18 protein-coding genes are annotated in these 20781 nt (G+C 68.2%); 10 read left to right on the top strand and 8 right to left on the bottom strand.

All coding sequences use genetic code 11. The features are described from left to right. Positions 1-150: 150 nt before the first annotated feature. Positions 151-1815 carry an aminotransferase class III-fold pyridoxal phosphate-dependent enzyme gene (locus O5M90_RS11960; RefSeq protein ID WP_269841226.1) on the bottom strand — a complete coding sequence of 555 codons (1665 nt, stop codon included), beginning with the start codon at positions 1813-1815 and terminating at the stop codon, positions 151-153. Between the two features lie 70 nt (positions 1816-1885). Between O5M90_RS11960 and asd the strand changes: the two genes are divergently transcribed. Beyond that, positions 1886-2752 (top strand): archaetidylserine decarboxylase, encoded by an 867-nt coding sequence (gene asd, locus O5M90_RS11955; RefSeq protein ID WP_269841225.1) that lies wholly within the window; start codon positions 1886-1888, stop codon positions 2750-2752. Positions 2753-2837: 85 nt separating this feature from the next. After that, positions 2838-3335, top strand: coding sequence for a 3'-5' exonuclease (locus O5M90_RS11950; protein ID WP_137943636.1), 498 nt, complete (start codon positions 2838-2840; stop codon positions 3333-3335). Here the strand turns inward: O5M90_RS11950 and O5M90_RS11945 are convergent. The 7 genes from O5M90_RS11945 to O5M90_RS11915 all read right to left on the bottom strand — a co-directional run bounded on the left by O5M90_RS11945 (position 3310) and on the right by O5M90_RS11915 (position 11512). Then, positions 3310-5958 carry a diguanylate cyclase domain-containing protein gene (locus O5M90_RS11945; RefSeq protein ID WP_269841224.1) on the bottom strand — a complete coding sequence of 883 codons (2649 nt, stop codon included), beginning with the start codon at positions 5956-5958 and terminating at the stop codon, positions 3310-3312. The genes O5M90_RS11950 and O5M90_RS11945 overlap by 26 nt on opposite strands. Positions 5959-6061: 103 nt before the next feature. Next, on the bottom strand, positions 6062-6553 hold the full coding sequence (locus O5M90_RS11940; protein ID WP_269841223.1) for an outer membrane beta-barrel protein: 492 nt from the start codon (positions 6551-6553) through the stop codon (positions 6062-6064). A 130-nt stretch (positions 6554-6683) separates the two neighbouring features. Next, a complete protein-coding gene (locus tag O5M90_RS11935) occupies positions 6684-6902 on the bottom strand; it encodes a cysteine-rich CWC family protein (protein ID WP_269841222.1) in 219 nt (72 codons plus the stop codon). Further along, positions 6902-8443, bottom strand: a complete 1542-nt coding sequence (locus O5M90_RS11930) for a malonate--CoA ligase (protein ID WP_269841221.1) — start codon at positions 8441-8443, stop codon at positions 6902-6904. Before O5M90_RS11930 ends, O5M90_RS11935 begins: the two co-directional genes overlap by 1 nt. A 66-nt stretch (positions 8444-8509) precedes the next feature. Further along, positions 8510-9484, bottom strand: coding sequence for a Bug family tripartite tricarboxylate transporter substrate binding protein (locus O5M90_RS11925; RefSeq protein ID WP_269841220.1), 975 nt, complete (start codon positions 9482-9484; stop codon positions 8510-8512). 47 nt (positions 9485-9531) lie between these two features. Further along, positions 9532-10839 carry a malonyl-CoA decarboxylase gene (locus O5M90_RS11920; RefSeq protein WP_269841219.1) on the bottom strand — a complete coding sequence of 436 codons (1308 nt, stop codon included), beginning with the start codon at positions 10837-10839 and terminating at the stop codon, positions 9532-9534. Then, a complete protein-coding gene (locus O5M90_RS11915) occupies positions 10829-11512 on the bottom strand; it encodes a GntR family transcriptional regulator (protein ID WP_137943643.1) in 684 nt (227 codons plus the stop codon). The genes O5M90_RS11920 and O5M90_RS11915 overlap by 11 nt, the downstream gene beginning before the upstream one ends. 149 nt (positions 11513-11661) lie before the next feature. Here O5M90_RS11915 and O5M90_RS11910 point away from each other — a divergent pair, with 149 nt between their 5' ends. From O5M90_RS11910 to O5M90_RS11875, 8 genes are all read left to right on the top strand, one after another. Beyond that, on the top strand, positions 11662-13128 hold the full coding sequence (locus O5M90_RS11910; RefSeq protein WP_269841218.1) for a sigma-54 interaction domain-containing protein: 1467 nt from the start codon (positions 11662-11664) through the stop codon (positions 13126-13128). A 129-nt stretch (positions 13129-13257) separates the two neighbouring features. After that, positions 13258-14793, top strand: coding sequence for a methyl-accepting chemotaxis protein (locus O5M90_RS11905; RefSeq protein ID WP_262970207.1), 1536 nt, complete (start codon positions 13258-13260; stop codon positions 14791-14793). A gap of 203 nt (positions 14794-14996) precedes the next feature. Beyond that, positions 14997-16217: a substrate-binding domain-containing protein gene (locus O5M90_RS11900; protein WP_269841217.1), complete on the top strand. Its 1221-nt coding sequence runs from the start codon at positions 14997-14999 to the stop codon at positions 16215-16217. A gap of 154 nt (positions 16218-16371) precedes the next feature. Then, a complete protein-coding gene (locus O5M90_RS11895) occupies positions 16372-17115 on the top strand; it encodes an ABC transporter ATP-binding protein (RefSeq protein ID WP_269841216.1) in 744 nt (247 codons plus the stop codon). Further along, positions 17112-17852 carry an ABC transporter ATP-binding protein gene (locus O5M90_RS11890; protein WP_269841215.1) on the top strand — a complete coding sequence of 247 codons (741 nt, stop codon included), beginning with the start codon at positions 17112-17114 and terminating at the stop codon, positions 17850-17852. Before O5M90_RS11895 ends, O5M90_RS11890 begins: the two co-directional genes overlap by 4 nt. After that, positions 17849-18838: a branched-chain amino acid ABC transporter permease gene (locus tag O5M90_RS11885; protein WP_269841214.1), complete on the top strand. Its 990-nt coding sequence runs from the start codon at positions 17849-17851 to the stop codon at positions 18836-18838. Before O5M90_RS11890 ends, O5M90_RS11885 begins: the two co-directional genes overlap by 4 nt. Further along, positions 18838-19911, top strand: coding sequence for a branched-chain amino acid ABC transporter permease (locus O5M90_RS11880; RefSeq protein WP_269841213.1), 1074 nt, complete (start codon positions 18838-18840; stop codon positions 19909-19911). The genes O5M90_RS11885 and O5M90_RS11880 overlap by 1 nt, the downstream gene beginning before the upstream one ends. Further along, positions 19908-20753: an alpha/beta fold hydrolase gene (locus tag O5M90_RS11875; RefSeq protein WP_269841212.1), complete on the top strand. Its 846-nt coding sequence runs from the start codon at positions 19908-19910 to the stop codon at positions 20751-20753. Before O5M90_RS11880 ends, O5M90_RS11875 begins: the two co-directional genes overlap by 4 nt. The last annotated feature ends 28 nt before the right edge of the window (positions 20754-20781 follow it).

Here is a 20781-nt window from a genome sequence, read left to right as displayed (position 1 = left end):
TCTTCTCGCCACAACGCACACCGCCGCTTGCCGGGCGTATCGGGTGAGGGGCGAAGCGAGGTCAAGGAGGAGGGCCGGGCGCAGCCCGGTCCGGGGGACAGGAGCGGAGTCCCTCACCCGATGCGCCCGGCATCCCCGCGTGAGCTGCCGTCAAAACCGCTCGGCCAGCATCTCCCTCAGGATCTGCCGCTTGATGGTTTTGTTGCTGAGTCCTTCGCCCTGCCACCACCAGCCGTCCTGCTGCATGCGGCGGGCGGCGGCCAGGCAGCGGCGGCAGACCTCGTCGAAATCGGCCTCGCTGTAGTCCAGGCTGAAGATCAGCCGGCCGCTGCCGACCCAGGACAGCCACAGCCCCTGCTCGCGCAGATAGAACTGCAGCATCCAGTTGTAGCGCGAGGGCAGCTCGAAAGTCAGCGTCCAGATCGAGGACAGATGGGCGGCGCGCAGCGGCAGTCCGGCCTCGCGCATCAGGCGGTTGAAGCGCGCGGCGCGCGCGTCCTGCTGCGCCTCCAGATCGCGGTAGAGGGCCTGCACCTCGGGCCGCTGCAGATGCTCGAGAAAGACTGACATCGCCCCCATCACATAGGGATGGGCGTTGAAGGTGCCTCGCGCGAAGCAGATGTCGGCCGGCCGCTCCTCGCGCCAGCGCTTCATCAGCGCGGCCTTGCCGCAGACCACGCCCACCGGCAGGCCGCCACCCAGACTCTTGCCATAGGTGACCATATCGGCCTTGACGCCGAAGTACTCCTGCGCGCCGCCGCGTGCGAGCCGGAAGCCGACGAAGACCTCGTCGAAGATCAGCACGATGCCGCGCTCGCTGCAGACCTGGCGCAGTTGCTGCAGCCAGGCGGTGTAGGCGGCGCGGTCGAAACCGGCACTGCGCGAGCTGTCGACCAGGGTCGAGTCGCCCGGCGCGCCGCGATTCGGATGCAGGGCCTGCAGCGGGTTGACCAGCACGCAGGCAATGTCGCGCCGTGTGCGCAGCACCTGCAGGCTTTTCTCGTCCATGTCCTTCAGCGTGTAGGTGTCGCGCGGCGGCTGCGGGTTGCCGGGGCCAGGCTGCACGTCCTCCCACCAGCCGTGATAGGCGCCGCAAAAGCGCACCAGATGGCTGCGCCGCGTGTGATAGCGGGCCAGGCGCACCGCCTGCATCACCGCCTCGGTGCCCGACATATGAAAGCTCACCTCGTCCAGGCCCGAGATCGCGCGCAGCCGTGCGACGTTTTCCGCCACCACCGGGTGGTAGGCGCCCAGCAGCGGCCCGAGCTCGGCCACCCGCGCGCTGCCCTCGGCGATGCTGCGCTTGTAGAACTCGTGGCCGAACAGATTGACGCCGTAGCTGCCGCTCAGGTCCCAATAGCGCTGGCCGTCCAGATCAATGAGGCGGTTGCCCGCGCTGGCCTGCATGAAGCTGCCCAGCTTCAGGTGCTCGCGCAGATAAGGACTGAACTGGAAGGGCACGCGATAAGCGCCGGTGAACTGCAGATCGGAGATCGCCTCGCGGGCCTGGGCCGTCAGCGCGATGCTCTTGGCATGTCGAGCATTCAGCTCGGCGGCCAGCGCGGCGAAGCCGGCGCGGCGCTTCGCCTGCACCTCGGCAGGGGCCGCGTCGGCGCCGAAGAAGCGTGCCTCGTCATAGGCATAGCCGGGCAGCAGGGCGGCGACCCGCTTGGCCATGCGCGAATGGCCGGCCAGCGAGCGGTGCTTGGCACGCGAGAGCTGCAGGCGCTGGCGCGCACGCGGCAGCGCCGCCACCAAGGCCAGCGCGGCGGCGGCCACCAGGGTCAGCTGAAAAACGGGCAGGGTTTCAATCATCGCGGCTCACCATCGAGATGTCACAGAGGACGGGCAGACTGCATCTGTAACCCAGGCTCTTGACTCCTTGATGAAAGCCATCCAAGCCGCCGCCACCCGCTGGCGCGACCGCCTGCTGCTGCAGGAGGACCTGAACTTCCTGCTGACCAACCGGATCCCCCGCATCGCGGTGAGCCGCTGGATGGGCCGCTTCAGCCGCATTGAGAGCCCGCTGCTGGCGCGGCTGGCTATTGCCGTCTGGCGGCTGTTCACTGAGCTGGACCTCAGCGACGCCAAGCACAGCCGCTTTCGCAGCCTGCACGACTGCTTCATCCGCGAGCTCAAGCCCGGTGCACGGCCGCTAGCTCCCGAGCCCGGCGCGCTGGTGAGCCCCTGTGACGCCATCGTCGGCGCCTGCGGCCGGGTCGAGGCCGGCCGGCTCTACCAGGCCAAAGGCTTTCCGTACCGCATCGAGGATCTGTTCGGCGATGCCGCGCGTGCCGCGCCCTATCGCGATGGCAGCTTCGTCACCTTGCGGCTGACATCGGCGATGTACCACCGCTTCCATGCGCCGGCCGATCTGCGCATCGAGCATGTGACCCATATCGCCGGCGACACCTGGAACGTCAATCCGATTGCGCTCAAGCGCATCGAGCGCCTGTTCTGTCGCAACGAGCGCGCCGCGCTGCATGCCCGCCTGGCCGATGGCCGGCCGATCGCGCTGGTGCCGGTGGCGGCCATCCTGGTGTCCAGCCTGCGTCTGCATGCGCTGGACCTGCTGCTGCACACCGGCTATGCCGGCCCGCATGAGCTGCCCTGCGATGCGAGCTATGCCAAGGGCCAGGAGATGGGCTGGTTCCAGCATGGTTCGACCATCATCGTCTTCCTGCCGCCGGGCCTGGCGCTGCGGGTGGCCAGCGGCCAGCGCCTGCGCATGGGCCAGCTGCTGGCCTCTTGAGGCCGAGGCCAGCCCCCCCGGGAAACAAGGCTTGATTCTTGCGGCCGGGCATAGCATGCTCGGGCCGAGGTCCTCCACCCCCACCATGCTGCCGCCCACCGTTCTTGATGTTGAAGCCTCCGGATTCGGCCGCGGCAGCTATCCGATCGAGGTCGGTTTCGTCGAGCCCGAGGGCGGCCTGTTCTGCAGCCTGATCCAGCCCCTGCCCGACTGGCAGCACTGGGACGAGCAGGCCGAGGCCTTGCACGGCATCAGCCGCGATCTGCTGCACAGCCGCGGCAAGCCGGCCGACTGGGTGGCGCATCAGATCAATCTGCGCCTGCACGGCCAGACCGTCTACTGCGACGGCTGGGGCCATGACTATCCCTGGCTGGCGCGGCTGTTCGAGAGCACCGGCCAGGTGCCGGGCTTCAAGCTGCAGGACCTGCGCATGCTGCTCAGCGAGGCCGAGGCGGCGCGCTGGCACGAGACCATGCTGCAGGTGCGCGCCGAGCAGAACCTGCGCCGCCATCGCGCCAGCAGCGATGCGCGGGTGCTGCAGCTGGCGCTGCAAAGAGTCAAGCGGGTGGCGGCGCTGCTGTAGCGGGGCCGCCGCGATAGCAGCCGCGGCCGGCCCGCTTGGCCTCGTAGAGCCGGGCGTCGGCCTCGGCCACCATGCTGTCCAGATCGGCCGAACCGCCGGCGGCCACACAGTAGCCGATGCTGACGCCGATGCTGAGCTCCAGCGCCTCGATGCTGAAGGGCTGGGCAATCGCTCGCAGCAGCTTGGCCGCCACCGCTTCGGCATCCGCCGCCGAGGGCAGGGCCGGCAGCAGCACCGCGAACTCGTCGCCGCCCAGCCGCGCCACCAGATCCTGCGGTCGCAGCGCATGGCGCAGCCGGCCGGCCACCGCCTTCAGCAAGGCATCGCCGACCGGATGGCCATGCTGGTCATTGACCGGCTTGAAACGGTCCAGGTCCAGATAGAGCAGGGTCAGCAGGCTGTTGTGCTGGCGCGCGTGGGCCAGCTGCTCATCGGCGCGCAGCGCGAAGCCGCTGCGGTTGAGCAACTGGGTCAGCGGGTCGGTCTGCGAGGCGTCGCGCAGCCGCGCCTCCTCGGTGCGGACCTCGGTGATGTCGCGGGCAATGCTGATCACGCCCTCGATCTCGCCGCTCTCCAGCTGCAGCGGCGCATAGTGCAGCTCGATGACCAGCGGCGGGTCGGTATAGCGCTTCTCCACAGAGGCGACGCGGCCGGCCAGCGCGGTCTCGATCAGCGGCCGGCTCAGCGCATAGTCGGCCTCGCCCAGCAGCTCGCGCAGCGGCCGGCCCAGCCAGTGCTCGCGCTCGATCCGGAAACGCTGGGCGAAGGCGCGGTTGAAGAACAGCAGGCACTGATCGCAGTCCAGCACGGCAATCATCGTCGTCGCTGCCTCGGCCACCGCCTTCAGCATGGCCTCGCTGCGCTCGCGCTCGTGCTGGGCCTGCACCTGGTTCGAGATGTCGCGCAGCAGCAGCGAGACGGTCGCTATCTGCTGGCGCTCGTTGCGATGCACCAGCACCGTGCTGGCCACCGGCACTTCCCGGCCCTGCAGGTCCAGCACCGCGCTGCGGCCCTGCCAATGGCCTTGCTGCAAGGCCTCGGCCGGCACCGTGTCGAGAAAGCCGCGCGGCTCGCTGCTGCGCATGAAGCGCCGATAGTCCAGCCGGTCCAGCGCGGCATCCGGTGCCAGGCCCAGGCGCTGCCGGCCGGCCGGGTTCAGATACAGCAGCCGGCCTTCGGTGTCGAACTGGCAGACATAGTCGGGCGTGCGGTCGAAGATCGCGCCCAGGGTCAGCTCGGCCTGGCGCTGCGCGACCCGCTCGGTGACATCGTCGACCGTGCCGGCCGCGCCGACCACCCGGCCGTTGACACGCAGCGGCGCGGTGCGCACCGAGAACAGGCGCTGCTGGCCGTCGGGCCGCAGCAGCGAGCGCATTGCATTGATGGCCTCGCCCTGGCCGATACGCTCGCGCCAGAGCTCACGCACCTGGGCCCGCTCGGCCTCGGGCACCATCGCCAGCCAGCCCCATTCCTGCCGTTCGGCGCCGAAGCCATGCAGGCGCAGATAGGTCTCGTTGGCGTAGACGATGCGGCCCTGGGCGTCGCAGCGGAACAGGCCCAGCGGCGAGGCATTGCTGGTGGCCAGCAGCGCGGCATCGCGCTCGCGTGCGGCGCGCTGCATGCGGGCCAGCATCAGCGTGATCAGCAGGGCCGCGACCGAGATGACCGCACTCAGCGTCAGCAGCAGATTGCGCTGCTCGGCATGGTTGCCCAGGGTCGCGCTGAGGCCCTGGGCCAGCAGCACCTTGACACCGAAGTCGTCCAGGGTCTCGAAGCTGACCAACCGGGCCAGGCCGTCGGTGGCGGCGCCGCTGCTGACGAAGCTGCCGCTGGCACCCGCCAGCGCCTGGCGGCGCCTGGGCTCTTCGGCAAACAGATCGCGCCCGACAAAGCCGGCCAGCTCGGGCACGCGCAGCAGGCCCAGGCCGTCGCTGCGCAGCAGGGCCACGGCGCTCTCGTCACCACGCGAGTAGGGACGCAGCAGCTCGGCCAGGCGCCGGGTGTCTATCATGGCCACCAGGCTTTGCAGCTCGCCGACCGGCGCGCTCATGCGCATCGCCAGCGGCAGATAGATCGGGCCGCCGGCGCGCAGTTGCAGCGGTGCGCCGAGCAGGCTGCCCTCGGCCTCGGGCGAGGCCAGCAAAGTGATGAAGTCGGCCTCGGGCAGGGTCGCGAAGGGCTGGCCGGGCTGGGCCGGCAGGCGGAAGAGGCGGCCGTCGGCGCTGGCCAGCATCACATCGACCAGCTCGCGCGAGGTGCCGCGCAGGGTCTCGGCCAGCTGGATCAGCGAGGCATCGTTGAGCGGGTCGCCGCGGCTGCGGGTCAGCAGCCACAGATCGAGGGTGCGCAGATTGCCCTCGGCATCGCGCAACACCGCCTCGGTCTGGGCGGACGCGGCGGCGGTCTGGCTGGCCAGCTCGCGCTTGTACTCGTCCATCAGCCGCTGCGGGTAGACGATGGAGAACCAGGCCACCACGCCCCACAGCATCAGCAGCACCAGGCCCAGCGCCACAAAAGGCCCGGCCGCCAGCAGACGCTGGCCGGCCCGCGAATCGAGCCAGCGGCCCGGCGCTGGCCGGAGCGCTGCACCGTCTTGCGCTGCGGTGTTCTGAGGTGGACTCATCGTGCGTCCATTGTGCCAAGCATGGCAAAAGGCCCGCAGCCTGTTACAGCTGCGGGCCTGGTGTCAGGTCTTGCCCGGACAGCGCCGGGCAGGAAGCCAACAATCAGAAGCGGAAGTCGATACCGGCCGAGAAGACCTTGGTATCGCTATCGGGCTTCTGGAACTCGGCGCGCAGGCCGACCTGCTGGCTCAGTGCGTAACGACCACCGATGCCGAAGAATGCCCTGGTGTCGGAGGTCTTGATGTTGAAGCCTGTAGCCGAGCCCTTGCCTTCAACGCGGTTGACTCCCAGGCGACCGAACAGGCTGAAGTCGGTGCTCAGCGGCGCCAGGAACAGGGCCGAGGCCTGCCAGGCCGAGCCCTTGGTCTTGACGCCGAAGACGGTGTCGCTGCCCAGATTGCGGTAGCCGGCTTCGATGGCAATGTTGGGAGCCACTTGGTAACCGCCGTAGACACTGACGCCGGTGCTTCTGAACTTGACGCCGCCTTCATCGACACGGGTCTGGCCGACATCGGTACCGATGTAGAAATCCGAAGCGGCAAATGCCGGGGCTGCCAGGGTGGCCGCCAGGGCCAGGGCGATGATGTTCTTCATGAGAGGGTTCCTCCGAGGGATTGTTTTGGACTGCTTGTGCAAAAAAACGCCCCCCGTGCGGGAGGCGTGCGGCATTCTCGTAAACCCTAGGAATTCCGGCAAGACGGTCTGGCGCTTTGGCGCCACACCCTCAGGAGGGATGCAGCACCGGCGCGCCGCCCTGCAAGGCCTTCAGGCAGGCAATGCACAGGCAGCGCTGGTAGTTCTCGCGCAGCTCGCTCATCAGTTCCGGCGAGAGGCGCAGGTCGAAGCACTCGCACACCGCCTCGCCGGCGCCGCAGTGGAAGGGCCCGCCGCAGCGTGGGCAGGTCTCGTTGAGGGCGGCCGCGGGTGATGGCGTCGCATCCATCAGGCGAACAGCGTCTTGTGCTGCTCGCGCAGCTGGTTCTTCAGCACCTTGCCCATGGTGTTGCGCGGTAACTCGGCCACGACGAAGACCTTTTTCGGGATCTTGAAGTTGGCGATCTTGCCTTTCAGCGCCGCGATGATGGCCTCGCCGTCCAGCGCCGCCCCGGGCTTGGCCACGACCACGGCCACCGCGCCCTCGCCGAAGTCCGGGTGGGGCAGGCCGATCACCGCCGATTCGGCGACGCCGGCCATCTCGTTGATATAGCCCTCGATCTCGGCCGGGTAGACGTTGTAGCCGCCCGAGATGATCAGGTCCTTGCTGCGGCCGACGATGGTGAAATAGCCGCGTGCGTCGCGCTTGCCGACATCGCCGGTCTTGAACCAGCCATCGGCCGTGAACTCTTCCTTGGTTTTTTCGGGCATGCGCCAGTAGCCCGAGAAGACATTGGGGCCGCTGACCTCGATATTGCCGATCTCCTCGGGCCCGCAGTCGCGGCCCTGATCGTCACGCACGCGCACGCCGACGCCGGGCAGCGAGAAGCCGACCGTGCCGCCCAGGCGATCCCCATCCTCGGCGCGGTAGGGGTTGGACGTCAGCATCACCGTCTCGCTCATGCCGTAGCGCTCCAGGATGGTGTGGCCCGTGCGGCTCTGCCAGTCCTTGAAGGTCTCCAGCAGCAGCGGCGCCGAGCCGGCGATGAAGAGCCGCATGGTCTTGCAGGCCGCCTTGGTCAACGCGGCCTCGCCCAGCATGCGCACATACAGCGTCGGCACGCCCATGAAGACCGTGGCCTCGGCAAAGCGCGCGATCACCGCCCTGGGCTCGAACTTGCTGAACCAGATCATCTTGCTGCCATTGAGCAGCGCGCCATGCGAGGCGACGAAGAGGCCGTGCACATGGAAGATCGGCAGCGCGTGGATCAGCACATCGCCCCCTTCTTCCCGAGTACGCCAGCCCCAGTAGTCCTTCAGCGTCTGCGCATTGCTGAGCAGATTGCCGTGGCTCAGCATCGCCCCCTTGGAGCGGCCGGTCGTGCCGCTGGTGTAGAGGATGGCGGCCAGCTCGTCGGCGCGTTTGATGGCCGGCTGGTGCTGATCGCTCATCGCGGCGGCGCGGTCCAAGAGGGTGCCCGTGCGGTCCTCATTGAGCGTGAAGACGTTCTGGGTGCCGGCCTGGAAGGCGATCTTGGACACCCAGCCGAAGTTCTTGCCGGCACAAACCACCACCGCCGGCTCGGCATTGGCGATGAAATACTCGATCTCGGCGGCCTGGTAGGCGGTGTTGAGCGGCAGGAAGACATAGCCGGCGCGCAAGACCGCCAGATACAGCATCAGCGCTTCGACGCTCTTCTCCGTCTGCACCGCGACCCGGCTGCCCGGCGGCAGGTCCAGCGAGGCCAGCAGATTGGCCATCATCGCGCTGGCGCGCTCGATATCGCGCCAGCTGTAGCTCAGGCCGTGGCCGTCGGCGCATTCGATCGCCACGGCGTCCAGATCGGCCGGGAAGGCCGCGCGCAGCGCGGCGAAGACATTGGCATTCATCAGAAATCGAATCTAGTCAGTTGGGGACAGAGCTACTCGCTCCGCTCGGGCGGTCTGTCCCGCAAGTCAATCCAGTTTTGCTCCAGAGCTTTTCACGACCTCGGCCCAGCGCTTGACCTCGCTGCTGACGAAGTTGCCGAAGGCATCGCCGTACATGCTGGGCACCTCGGTACCGAGCCCATTCCAGGCCGACTTGATGGCCTCGTCGGCAAAGGCCTTGCGCAGCTCGCCCTGCATCGCGCTGATCACGTCCTTGGGCGTGCCCTTGGGCGCCCACAGACCATACCAGGTCGCGACCTGGTAGGTCGGCACGCCGCCCTCGACACTGGTCGGCACATCGGGGAAGCCGGGCGCACGCTTGTTGGCCGCGACGGCCAGGGCCTTGATGCGGCCGCTCTTGATATGGGTGGCGGAGGAGCCGAGGCCGTCGAACATCATGTCGACCTGGCCGGCGATCAGGTCCTGCAGCGCCGGGCCGGCGCCGCGGTAGGGGATGTGGGTGATGAAGGTCTTGGTCTGCAGCTTGAACAGCTCGCCGGCCAGATGGTGGGAGGTGCCGTTGCCGGCCGAGCCGTAGTTCAGCTTGCCCGGATTCTTGCGGATGAATTCCAGCAGGCCCTTCAGATCGGTGGCCGGCACCTTGGCCGGGTTGACGACGATGACCTGGGGCACGCTGGAGATCAGGGCCACCGGCACGAAGTCCTCCTCCAACTTGTATTCGAGCTTGGGATACATGGCCGGCGCGATCGCATGATGCACCGCACCCATGAAGAAGGTGTAGCCATCGGGCGCGGCCTTGGAGGCGATGCCGGCGCCGACGGTGCCGCCGGCGCCGCCCTTGTTGTCGATGATGAACTGCTTGCCGGTCTGCTTGCTGAGCACGGCGGTCAGCGGCCGCGCGAAGGCATCGGTGCCGCCGCCGGCCGGGAAGGGCACGACCCAGGTGACGGGCTTGCTGGGCCAGCTCTGGGCCTGGGCGCCGGTGGCGGCCAGCAGTGTGGCGGCGGCCAGCAAGCAGCGGCGTGTCATGGTGGGCTTCATCGGTCTGTCTCCTGTGATTGCCGCGTGGGGCGGCTTGTGGATAGGGATCAAAGCAGCGCGGCGACGCCGCGCGAGTAGGCGATCTCGCCCTGGGTGAAGGCCTCGTGATAGCCCTCGATCTTGCCGAGGTCGTACAGATAGTTGACCATCATGCCGCAGCTTTGCTTCAGCCCCTTGGCGGCGCGATTGCCCATCGGGTTGAGCCGCTCCAGGCGGGCGCCGTTGTCCAGATGGAAGCGTGCCACCGGATCGCCCTGCGCGCCGGTGGTCTGGCCGACCAGATAGACCGCAGCCAGACGCTGCAGCGCCTGCTGGGCGGCGCTGTCCAGCTTGGCCAGCGTCTCGGCCTGGCTTAGCTTGGCGAGTTCGCCGCCGCTGGCCTGCAGCAGCAGTTCGCGGGCCTCGCGGGCACGCTCGAGCTGCGGCTTCTTCAGCTGCTTCAGCGCGCTGAAATCGCTGCTGCGCTGCAGCCAGGCGGTAAAGCCGGGAATCGGCGACAGCGTGCAGAAGGTCTTGAGCTTCGGGTGCTCGCGCTGCAGATGCTCGGCCACCCGCTTGATCAGGAAATTACCCAGCGACACGCCCTTGAGCCCGGGCTCGCAATTGCTGATCGAATAGAACACCGCGACCTTGAACTTGTCCGGCGCCATGGTTTCGGCCTTCTTGTCGATCAGCGGCGCGATCGCGGCCGGCATCTCCGGCAGCAGCGCCACCTCGACAAAGATCAGCGGCTCGTCCGGCAGCTGCGGATGGAAGAAGGCGAACAGGCGGCGGTCCGGCTGCAGGCGGCGGCGCAGATCGTCCCAGCCGTCGATCTCATGCACCGCCTCGTGTCGGATGATCTGCTCCAGCAGCTGGGCCGGCGAGTTCCAGTCGACCTGGCGCATCTGCAGAAAGCCCGGGTTGAACCAGGAGCCGAACAGATGCAGCAGATCGGACTCGACACTGCGCCATTCCGGATGCCTGGCCAGGCCGCCGAGCAGATTGCGGCGCAGCCGCACCAGCACGCCGGTGGCGCCGGGCGCGCGGTTCAGGCGGCGGAACAGCTCCTGGCGCGGCGGCTCGCTGACCCGGCTCAGCGCCAGCAGATGGGCGGCATTGGGTTCGGCGGCATAGGCCTGGGCGGCCAGCAGCACGGCCTGCGGATCGGGGTTGAAGTCCAGGCTCAGGCGCTCGAACAGCTCGTCCAGCCCCTCGGGAGGCAGCTTGGCGATCTTGTCGAGCAGCTCACGCGCCTGGCCCAGGCTGTTGGCTTCGCCGCGCTCGGACAGCAGGCGGCGCGCATCGATCAGCACCTGGCGCTGCTGGCGTCGCAGCCCCCGCAGCGCCGATGCTTGTCTGAGCTCATCCAGCATGGTTCACCTCGGCACTGTGGTTCATCGCTTGCAGGGCGCCCAGCTGGGCCAGCAGATGCGCTTGCATCTCGGCCTCGGCGCCGGCCGCGTCGCCGGCCAGCAGCGCGGCCAGCAGGCGGCGGTGCTCGTCCAGCGAGGCCTGCAGCCGACCCGGCGACTTCAGCTGGCGGCCGCGCAGCAGGCGCAGGAACTTGCGCAGATCGCCGGTGGCGCGCTCCAGCCAGCGGTTCGCCGCCAAGGTCTGCAGCAGGCTGTGGAAGACATGGTTGACGCGGTAATAGCTGTCGATGTCGCCGGCTGCGGCGGCCAGCTCCAGCTGCTCATGCAGCTGCTGCAGCTGCAGCAGCTGGGCCGGCGTGGCCTTGCGCGCGGCTTCGAAGGCGCAGCGCCCCTCCAGCATCGCCATCACCGGGAACAGATCGTTGGCGTCGGCGTCGTGCATCTCGATGACGCGGCAGCCCTGGCGCGGCAGTAGCTCCAGCAGACCTTCGGCCACCAGCACCTTCAGCGCCTCGCGCAGCGGCGTGCGGCTGATCGCCCATTGCTCGGCCAGCGCCTTCTCGTCGACCAGCGCGCCGGGTGCCAGCTCGCGCTCGAAGATCATCGCCCGCAGGCGCGCCGCCACCGCATCGTGCATCGAGCTGCCGCGCAGGGGGAGGTCGGGGCTGTTCATGGGCTGTGGCGAATTGGTGATTACATAATTACAGCCCTGTGCGGAGCCCGCATCGGGGTAGACCCGCAGCCGCGCCGATGGCCTTGGCGCGCTGCTACATTGCGCAGGCTGTGGCCGGCCGGCCGCCGTTTCCCGCTGCGCAGACATTCGTGATCAACAGCTCCCAACTCCCGCTCGATGCGCCCGGCGTGCTGCGCCTGGCGGCGCGCACGATGTTCGAGCTGCTCGAGTCCAGCGCCCAGGGCATGATGGTGCTGGACCGCGAGCACCGCATCGTCTGGATCAGCGAGGGCTACAAGCGCTTTCTGCCCGGCCTGGGTTTCGAGCACGAGTCCGACTTCGTCGGCCGCCGCGTCGAGGAGGTGGTGCCCAACACCTTGATGGCCCAGGTGATCGACAGCGGCCAGCCCATTCTGGTGGACCTGCTGAGCAACAAGGCCGGCACCTTTCTGGTCAGCCGCCTGCCGCTGCGCAGTGACGCTGGCGAGGTGATCGGTGCGCTGGGCGTGGTGCTGCTCGATCACCCGGAGACCACGATGCAGCCGCTGATCGCCAAGTTCGGACGGCTGCAGCAGGAGCTCGACGAGGCGCACCGCCGGCTGGCGGCCGAGCAGGTCAGGAATCGCCGCCCCAAGCACACCATCGCCAGCTTCATCGGCGCCGGCCCGGCCGCGCTGGAGCTCAAGCGCCAGGCCCGCCGTGTAGCGCAGACCGATGCGCCGGTGCTGCTGCTGGGCGAGACCGGCACCGGCAAGGAGCTGCTGGCGCACGGCATCCATGCGGCCTCGCGGCGTGCCGGCGGGCCGCTGGTCAGCATCAATATCGCGGCCGTGCCGGACACCTTGCTGGAGGCCGAGTTCTTCGGTGTCGCGCCGGGCGCCTATACCGGCGCCGACCGCAAGGGCCGTGACGGCAAGTTCGCGCTGGCCGATGGCGGCACGCTCTTTCTCGACGAGATCGGTGACATGCCGCTGGCGCTGCAGAGCAAGCTCTTGCGGGTGCTGCAGGAGCAGGAGTTCGAGCCGCTGGGCAGCAACACGGTGCGGCGGGTCGATGTGCGGGTGATCGCCGCCACCAGCCGCGACCTGGCCGCGATGGTGGCGGCCGGCGAGTTCCGCGCCGACCTCTTCTACCGGCTCAATGTGCTGCCGCTGAAGCTGCCGCCGCTGCGCGAGCGCCTGGAGGACATCGAGGCCCTGGCCGAGACGCTGGGCGAGGACATCGCACGGCGCAGCGGCATGCCGCAGCGCCAGCTCAGCCCCGAGGCGCTGGACTGGCTGGCCCGGCAGCCCTGGCCCGGCAATATCCGCCAGCTGCGCAATGTGCTGGAGCAGGCCAGCCTGATGAGCGACGAGATCCAGCTGGGCGTGCACAGCTTCGATCCGGCCGCGCTGGCCTGCCTGCCCGCGCCGGCCGAGGCGCCGCCGGCCGCTGCGCAGGCACCGCACCACATCCGACCGCTGCCCGAGCGCATCGAGGCGCTGGAGCGCGAGGCCATTGCCGAGGCCCTGGCGCTGACCGAGGGCAATCGCATGGCGGCCGCCCGGCTGCTGCAGATCTCGCGGGCCTCTCTTTACGAGCGCCTGACGCGCTGGCCCGATCTCGGCGCGGCGTGACAAAAAGCCGCCAGCCCGGGGCGGCTTGACCTGAGATCAGTTGTTTGTGCGCTTCTCGCCCTTGCGCTGCGCCGACGCTTGCCCGCATAGTGGCCGCGCGGTGATCGCGACGATAAGAAGGAGACAGTCATGGGCAATCTGATGTTGGCCACCCGTTTGCGCCTGGCGGTGCTGGTGGTGGTGCTGGGCTTTGTGGCCCTGGTGCTGCTGCTGACCTACCGGGCCTCCAGCAGCCTGCTGGGCGTGAAGATGCTGACCACGGTGGATCAGGTCAAGCTGGGCGAGAAGATCGCCCGCGAGCACTATGAGAAGGCCAGGTCCGGCGCGATGCCCGAGGCCGAGGCCAAAGCCGCCGCAGCGGCGGCCATCGGCAAGATCCGCTACTCGGGCAACGAGTACCTGTGGATCAACGATATGAGCCCGCGCATGGTGATGCACCCGATCAACACCAAGCTCGATGGCCAGGACCTGAGCCAGAACAAGGACCCGAACGGCAAGCGCCTGTTCATCGAGTTTGTCGAGGTGGTCAAGGCCAGCGGCGCCGGCTATGTCGACTATCTGTGGCCCAAGCCCGGCGCCAAGGACCCCGAGCCCAAGCGCAGCTATGTGCTGGGTTTCGCGCCCTGGGGCTGGGTGATCGGCTCGGGCGTCTATGTCGACGATGTCAAGGCGGTGGCGCGCCAGGACGCGGTGTTCACGCTGGTGCTGGTGCTGCTGGCCGGCGGCCTGGCGCTGGGCGGGGTGGAGCTGTTCGTGCGCGGCCTGCGCAAGCGCCTGGCCAGCATGCAGGCCTTGATGCATGCGGTGGCCGGTGGCGATCTGCGCGCCGACATCCAGCCCGGCCGGCCCGATGAGCTGGGCCTGGTGCTGCGCGAGGTGGTGGCGATGCAAACGCGCCTGACCGAGCTGGTGCGGGCCATCCGCGAGGCCACCGAGTCGATTGGCCATGCCTCCAGCGAGGTGGCGCTGGGCAGCCAGGATCTGTCCTCGCGCACCGAGCAGGCCGCCTCGAATCTGCAGCAGACGGCGGCCTCGATGCAGGAGCTGACCCAGCAGGTGCGCCACTCGGCCCAGGCGGCCGACCAGACCAATGCGCTGGCCGACACGGCCGCCGGCCAGGCCCGCGCCGGCGCGGCGGCGATGCAGGAGGTGGTGCGCACGATGGACGGCATCTCGGACGCCAGCCGCAAGATCACCGACATCATCAGCGTGATCGACGGCGTGGCCTTCCAGACCAATATCCTGGCGCTGAACGCCGCCGTCGAGGCGGCCCGGGCCGGCGAGCAGGGGCGGGGCTTCGCGGTGGTTGCGGCCGAGGTGCGCAGCCTGGCGCAGCGCTCGGCCCAGGCGGCCAAGGAGATCAAGGCCTTGATCACCGATTCGACCGAGCGGGTCTCGGCCGGCAGCCAGCAGGTCAGCCGCGCCGGCGACACCATGGGCGACATCCTCGGCGCGGTGCAGCGCGTCACGACCACGGTCAGCGAGATCAGCCAGGCCAGCAGCGGCCAGTCCGAGGGCATTGCGCAGATCAACCAGGCGGTGGCCCAGCTCGACGACATGACACAGCAGAATGCCGCCCTGGTCGAGCAGACCGCGGCGGCGGCCGAGTCGCTGAAGCAGCAGGCCCAGCAGCTGAGCGCGACGGTGGCGGTGTTCAAGATCTAGACACAGGCCGCCGATTGACTGTCTGAATTTCAGGCAGCGTCTGCTTTCCGGACGCGCGTTCGATGCGGCTGCCCGGCCGAGCGCCGCCCATCGGGGCGCTTGGCCGGTGGCTTCTCGGGGTTTACACCAGTTTGGTGCGTTCGGGCATGGGATGTGCATCTTGATGGGGCAAGCTCAGCGAGCCACAACAAGGAGACGACCCGATGACCACCCCATCCCTTCCCAGCAAGCGCCTTGTCCTCACCGCCCTGATCGCAGCCCTGGCGGCCTCCCTCTGGTATGCGCCGGCGCCCGCGCTGGCCCAGGCGGGCAAGGACATCCGCATCGCCCATATCTACAGCAAGACCGGGCCGCTGGAAGCCTATGGCAAGCAGACCCAGACCGGCTTCATGATGGGCCTGGACTATGCGACCGGCGGCTCGATGATGGTGGCGGGGCGCAAGCTGGTGGTGATCGAGAAGGACGACCAGGGCAAGCCCGATGTGGGCAAGAACCTGCTGGCCGCGGCCTATGGCGACGACAAGGCCGATCTGGCCGTGGGCCCGACCTCGTCCGGCGTGGCCCTGGCCCTGCTGCCGGTGGCCGAGGAGTACAAGAAGATCCTGCTGGTGGAGCCGGCCGTGGCCGACTCGATCACCGGCGACAAGTGGAACAAATACATCTTCCGCACCGGCCGCAACTCCAGCCAGGACGCGATCTCGAATGCCGTCGCGCTGGACAAGCCGGGCGTGACGATCGCGACCCTGGCCCAGGACTATGCCTTTGGCCGTGACGGCGTGAAGGCCTTCAAGGACGCGGTCAAGAAGGCCAAGATCGTTCACGAAGAGTACCTGCCAACGACGACCACCGACTTCACCGCCGGTGCCCAGCGCCTGATCGACAAGCTGAAGGACCAGCCGGGCCGCAAGGTGATCTTCATCATCTGGGCTGGCGCCGGCAACCCCTTCAAGATCGCCGATCTGGACCTGAAGCGCCATGGCATCGAGATCGCCACCGGCGGCAACATCATGCCGGCGATGGTCAATTACAAGGCCTTCCCCGGCATGGAGGGCGCGACCTACTACTACTTCGGCATCCCCAAGAACCCGGCCAATGAGTGGCTGGTCGCCAACCACTACAAGCAGTTCAAGAGCCCGCCGGACTTCTTCACCGCCGGCGGCATGAGCGCGGCGATCGCGGTGGTCGAGGCGCTGAAGAAGACCGCCGGCGACACCAGCACCAACAAGCTGATCAAGACCATGGAGGGCATGAGCTTCGAGACGCCCAAGGGCAAGATGAGCTTCCGTGCCGAGGATCATCAGGCGATGCAATCCATGTATCACTTCAAGATCAAGGTGGATCCGGCCTTCCCCTGGGGCGTGCCGGAGCTGATCCGCGAGATCAAGCCTGAGGAAATGCAGGTGCCCGTTCGCAACAAGCGTTGAGGGCGCCGGCTACTGCGCGAACGCAGGCCGTCGTTGCGGGTCCTCCCGTGGATCCTCACGTACAGGAAGTACGTTCCGGTCCACGGGTCCCCCCGCGCCTAGTCCTGCGTCCGCTCGCTACGCCTCGGGCTGTGCCACTTCGTTGTGAAATACCATGCTTGAAACCCGCGATCTCACAATAAGGTTTGGCGGCCATGTGGCCGTCGACCGCGTGTCCTGCGCCTTCGCGCCGGGTACGCTGACGGCCATCGTCGGGCCCAACGGGGCCGGCAAGACCACCTATTTCAATCTGATCTCGGGCCAGCTGCGGGCCAGCGAAGGCTCGGTGTCGCTCGACGGGCATGACCTGACCCCGCTGTCGGCGCCGCAGCGCACGCGCCGTGGCCTCGGGCGGGCTTTTCAGCTGACCCAGCTGTTTCCGAATCTGTCGGTGCTGGAGAACGTGCGGCTGGCGGTGCAGGCGCGGCGCGGCATGGGGCTGAACTTTCTGAGCGTCTGGCTGAGCCACCGCGAGCTGCTGGACGAGGCGCAGGCCATCGTCGAGCGGGTGCGCCTGGGCGCCCGGGCCGACGCACCGGCGGCCAGCCTGCCGCATGGCGACCAGCGCAAGCTGGAGGTGGCGCTGCTGATCGCGCTGCAGCCCAAGGTCTATATGTTCGACGAGCCGACCGCCGGCATGAGCGTCGACGAGGTGCCGGTGATCCTGGACCTGATACGCGCGTTGAAGGCGGAAGGGCGCCATACCATCCTGCTGGTCGAGCACAAGATGGACGTGGTGCGCGAGCTGGCCGACCGCATCATCGTCTTGCACAACGGCCAGCTGGTGGCCGATGGCGAGCCGGCCGCCGTGATCGCCTCGCCCGTGGTGCAGAACGCCTATCTCGGGGTGGCGGCATGAGCAAGCCCTTGCTGAGCCTCGAGGGGGTGCATACCCATATCGGCGCCTATCACATCCTGCACGGCGTCGACCTGGCCGTGCCCGAGGGCCAGGTCACGATGCTCCTGGGTCGCAACGGCGCCGGCAAGACCACGACGCTGCGAACCATCATGGGCCTGTGGAAGGCCAGCCAGGGTCAGGTCTTGTTCGACGGCCGGCCCATCACCGCCGCGACCACACCCGAGATCGCGCAGCGCGACATCGCCTATGTGCCCGAGAACATGGGCATCTTCGGCGACCTGACGGTGCGCGAGAACCTGCTGCTGGCCGCGCGCCGGGCCCGCTCCATCGACGAGCTGGACACGCAGCGCCTGGACTGGCTGTTCGGCCTCTTTCCGGCGCTGAAGACCTTCTGGCTGCATCCCGCCGGCAAGCTCAGCGGCGGCCAGAAGCAGATGCTGGCCATCGCCCGCGCGATGATAGAACCGCGCCGCCTGCTGCTGATCGACGAACCCTCCAAGGGCCTGGCGCCCGCCATCATCCTGAACATGATCGAAGCCTTGCGCGAGTTGAAACGCAGTGGCAGCAGCACGGTGCTGCTGGTCGAGCAGAACTTCATGGTGGCCAAGGCCTTGGGCGACCGGGTCGCGGTGATGGACGACGGCCGTGTCGTGCACAGCGGCGCGATGGCCGAGCTGGCCGGCGACGAGGCACTGCAGCAGCGTCTCCTGGGTCTGTCGCTGGGAGCGCACCAATGATCATCAGCGCCGAACGCAAGAACCTCATGCCGCTGCTGTTGCTGCTGGGCCTGGCCCTGGTCGCGCTGCCGCTGATCGGCAGCCCCAGCACCTGGGCCACGCTGACCCTGGCCGGCCTGGCGATGGGCTTGATCATCTTCATCATCGCCTCGGGCCTGACCCTGGTGTTCGGGCTGATGGACGTCTTGAACTTCGGCCATGGCGTCTTCATCGCCCTGGGCGCCTTCATGGCGACCACGGTGCTGGGAGCCATGAGTGGATTCACCGCCAGCCCCTCGCTGCTGAGCAATCTGATCGCGGTGGCTGCGGCTTGCGCGGTCGGCATGGCGGTGGCCGCGGCGGTCGGCCTGGCCTTCGAGCGGGTGCTGGTGCGGCCGGTCTACGGCATGCATCTGAAGCAGATCCTGATCACGATGGGTGGCATGATCATCGGCGAGGAGCTGATCAAGATGATCTGGGGCGCGCAGATGATCGCGCTGCCGCTGCCCGAAGGCCTGCGCGGCGCGCTGCTGTTCGGCGATGTGGCGGTCGAGAAGTTCCGCGTGCTGGCCGTGCTGCTGGGGCTGGCCGTGTTCGCCGGCCTGTTGTGGCTGCTGAACCGCACCAAGCTCGGCCTGCTGATACGCGCGGGCGTGCAGGACCGCGAGATGGTCGAGAGCCTGGGCTACCGGATCCGCCGGCTGTTCGTCGGCGTCTTCGTCGGCGGCTCGGCGCTGGCCGGCCTGGGCGGCGTGATGTGGGGCCTGTACCAGCAGAGCGTGACGCCGCAGATCGGCGCCCAGGTCAACACCCTGATCTTCATCGTCATCATCATCGGCGGCCTGGGCTCGACCCTGGGCTGCTTCGTCGGCGCGCTGCTGGTGGGGTTGATGGCCAACTACACCGGCTTTCTGGCGCCCAAGGTGGCGCTGTTCTCGAATATCGGGCTGATGGTGGCCATCCTGCTTTGGCGGCCCCAGGGCCTTTATCCGGTCACGAATCGATGATGCTCAAAGCCCTTCTTTCCCACGACCTGCCGCGCAGCAGGCTGCTGTCGCTGCTGCTGATCGTCACGGTGCTGGGCCTGGCGCTGACGCCCTTCATCTTCCCGTCGACCCGGGCGCTGAACGTCGCTGCCAAGATCCTGATCTTCATCGTGCTGGTGGCCAGCTACGACCTGCTGCTGGGCTATACAGGCATCGTCAGCTTCGCCCACACGATGTTTTTCGGCATCGGCGCCTATGGTATCGCGATCGCCAGTTCGCGGATGGGCCCCGGCTGGGCCGCGGTGGGGGCAGGTCTTGTCGGTGCGCTGGCGGTCTCGCTCCTGCTGTCCCTGCTGATCGGCCTGTTCAGCCTGCGGGTCAAGGCGATCTTCTTCGCGATGATCACCTTGGCCGTTGCCTCGGCCTTTCTGACCCTGGCCTCGCAGCTGTCGGACTTCACCGGCGGCGAGGACGGGCTGAGCTTCAAGGTGCCCGAGGCCCTGCAGCCCGGCACCGAGTATCTGGAGCAGCCGTTTCTCGGCGCGGCCATCGACGGCCGCTTCGCCTCCTACTACCTGCTGTTCCTCGCCACCGTGGCTCTGGTGCTGCTGATGCTGCGCATCGTCAACTCGCCGTTCGGCCGCGTGCTGCAGGCGATCCGCGAGAACGACTTCCGCGCCGAGGCCATCGGCTACCGTACCGTGGTCTATCGCACCTGGTCCAACGTGCTGGCCGCGCTGTTCGCGACCCTGGCCGGCGCGCTGCTGGCGCTCTGGCTGCGCTACAACGGGCCCGACACCTCGCTGTCCTTCGAGATCATGCTGGACATCCTCCTGATCGTCGTGATCGGCGGCATGGGCACGATCTACGGTGCGGTGATAGGCAGCGTGCTCTTCGTGCTGGCGCAGAACTATCTGCAGGACCTGATGAAGCTGGGCGCCGGCGCGGTCGAGGGCGTGCCGCTGCTGTCGCAGCTGATCGCACCGGATCGCTGGCTGCTGTGGCTGGGCCTGCTGTTCGTGCTGGCGGTCTATCACTTCCCCAGCGGCATCGTCGGGCGGCTGCGCGCCCGGGCCCAGGAGAACTCGCCATGAGTGCATCCTTCAGCTCCCACTACCTGCGCTGCGCCGGCCGCGAGATCCATTACACCGAATGGGGCGCCGGCAACGCCGAGGTCGTGATCGCCTGGCATGGGCTGGCACGCACCGGCCGCGATATGGACGAGCTGGCCCGCCATCTGAGCGGCCGCTACCGCGTGATCTGTCCCGACACGCTGGGCCGCGGCCTGTCGCAATGGAGCCCGGCCCCGGCCAGCGAGTACTGCCTGGACTTCTATGTGAAGCTGGCCGTGGACCTGGTCGACCAGCTGGGCCTGGGCGCTTTCCACTGGGTCGGCACGTCGATGGGCGGTGCGATCGGCACCCTGGCCGCGGCCGGCCCCTTGCGCGGCCGCATCCGCCGCCTGGTACTCAACGACAACGGCCCGCAGCTGGCCGAGGCGGCGATCGCACGCATCCGCAGCTATGCCGGCAACCCGGCGGCCTTCGACACGGTGAGCGAGCTGGAGCAGTATTTCCGCCAGGTCTACAAGCCCTACGGTGCCTTGAGCGACGCGCAGTGGCGCCATCTGACCGAGACCTCGGTACGGCGCCTGCCCGACGGCCGCGTCACCCCGCACTACGACCCGGCCATGGTCCAGCAGTTCATTCACCACCCGCAGGACTACCAGCTCTGGGACGCCTGGGACAGCCTGGACCTGCCGGTGCTGTGCCTGCGCGGCGAAGACTCCGACCTGCTGCTGGCCGAGACCGCCGAAGCGATGCGCAGCCGCGGCCCGCGCGCCGTGGTCGCGACGATCGCCGGCTGCGGCCATGCGCCGGCGCTCAATGTGCCGGAGCAGTTTGCGCTGGTGGAGCGGTTTTTGGGTGGGGTGTGAGGACGGTTTTTCAGCGATTGCCGTCGGT

Origin of the sequence: Paucibacter sp. M5-1 (assembly GCF_027498415.2) — a bacterium.
Lineage (GTDB): Bacteria > Pseudomonadota > Gammaproteobacteria > Burkholderiales > Burkholderiaceae_C > Roseateles_E.
The sequence above is the reverse complement of the archived record's forward strand: the minus strand, read 5'-3'. Positions and strand labels throughout refer to the sequence as shown.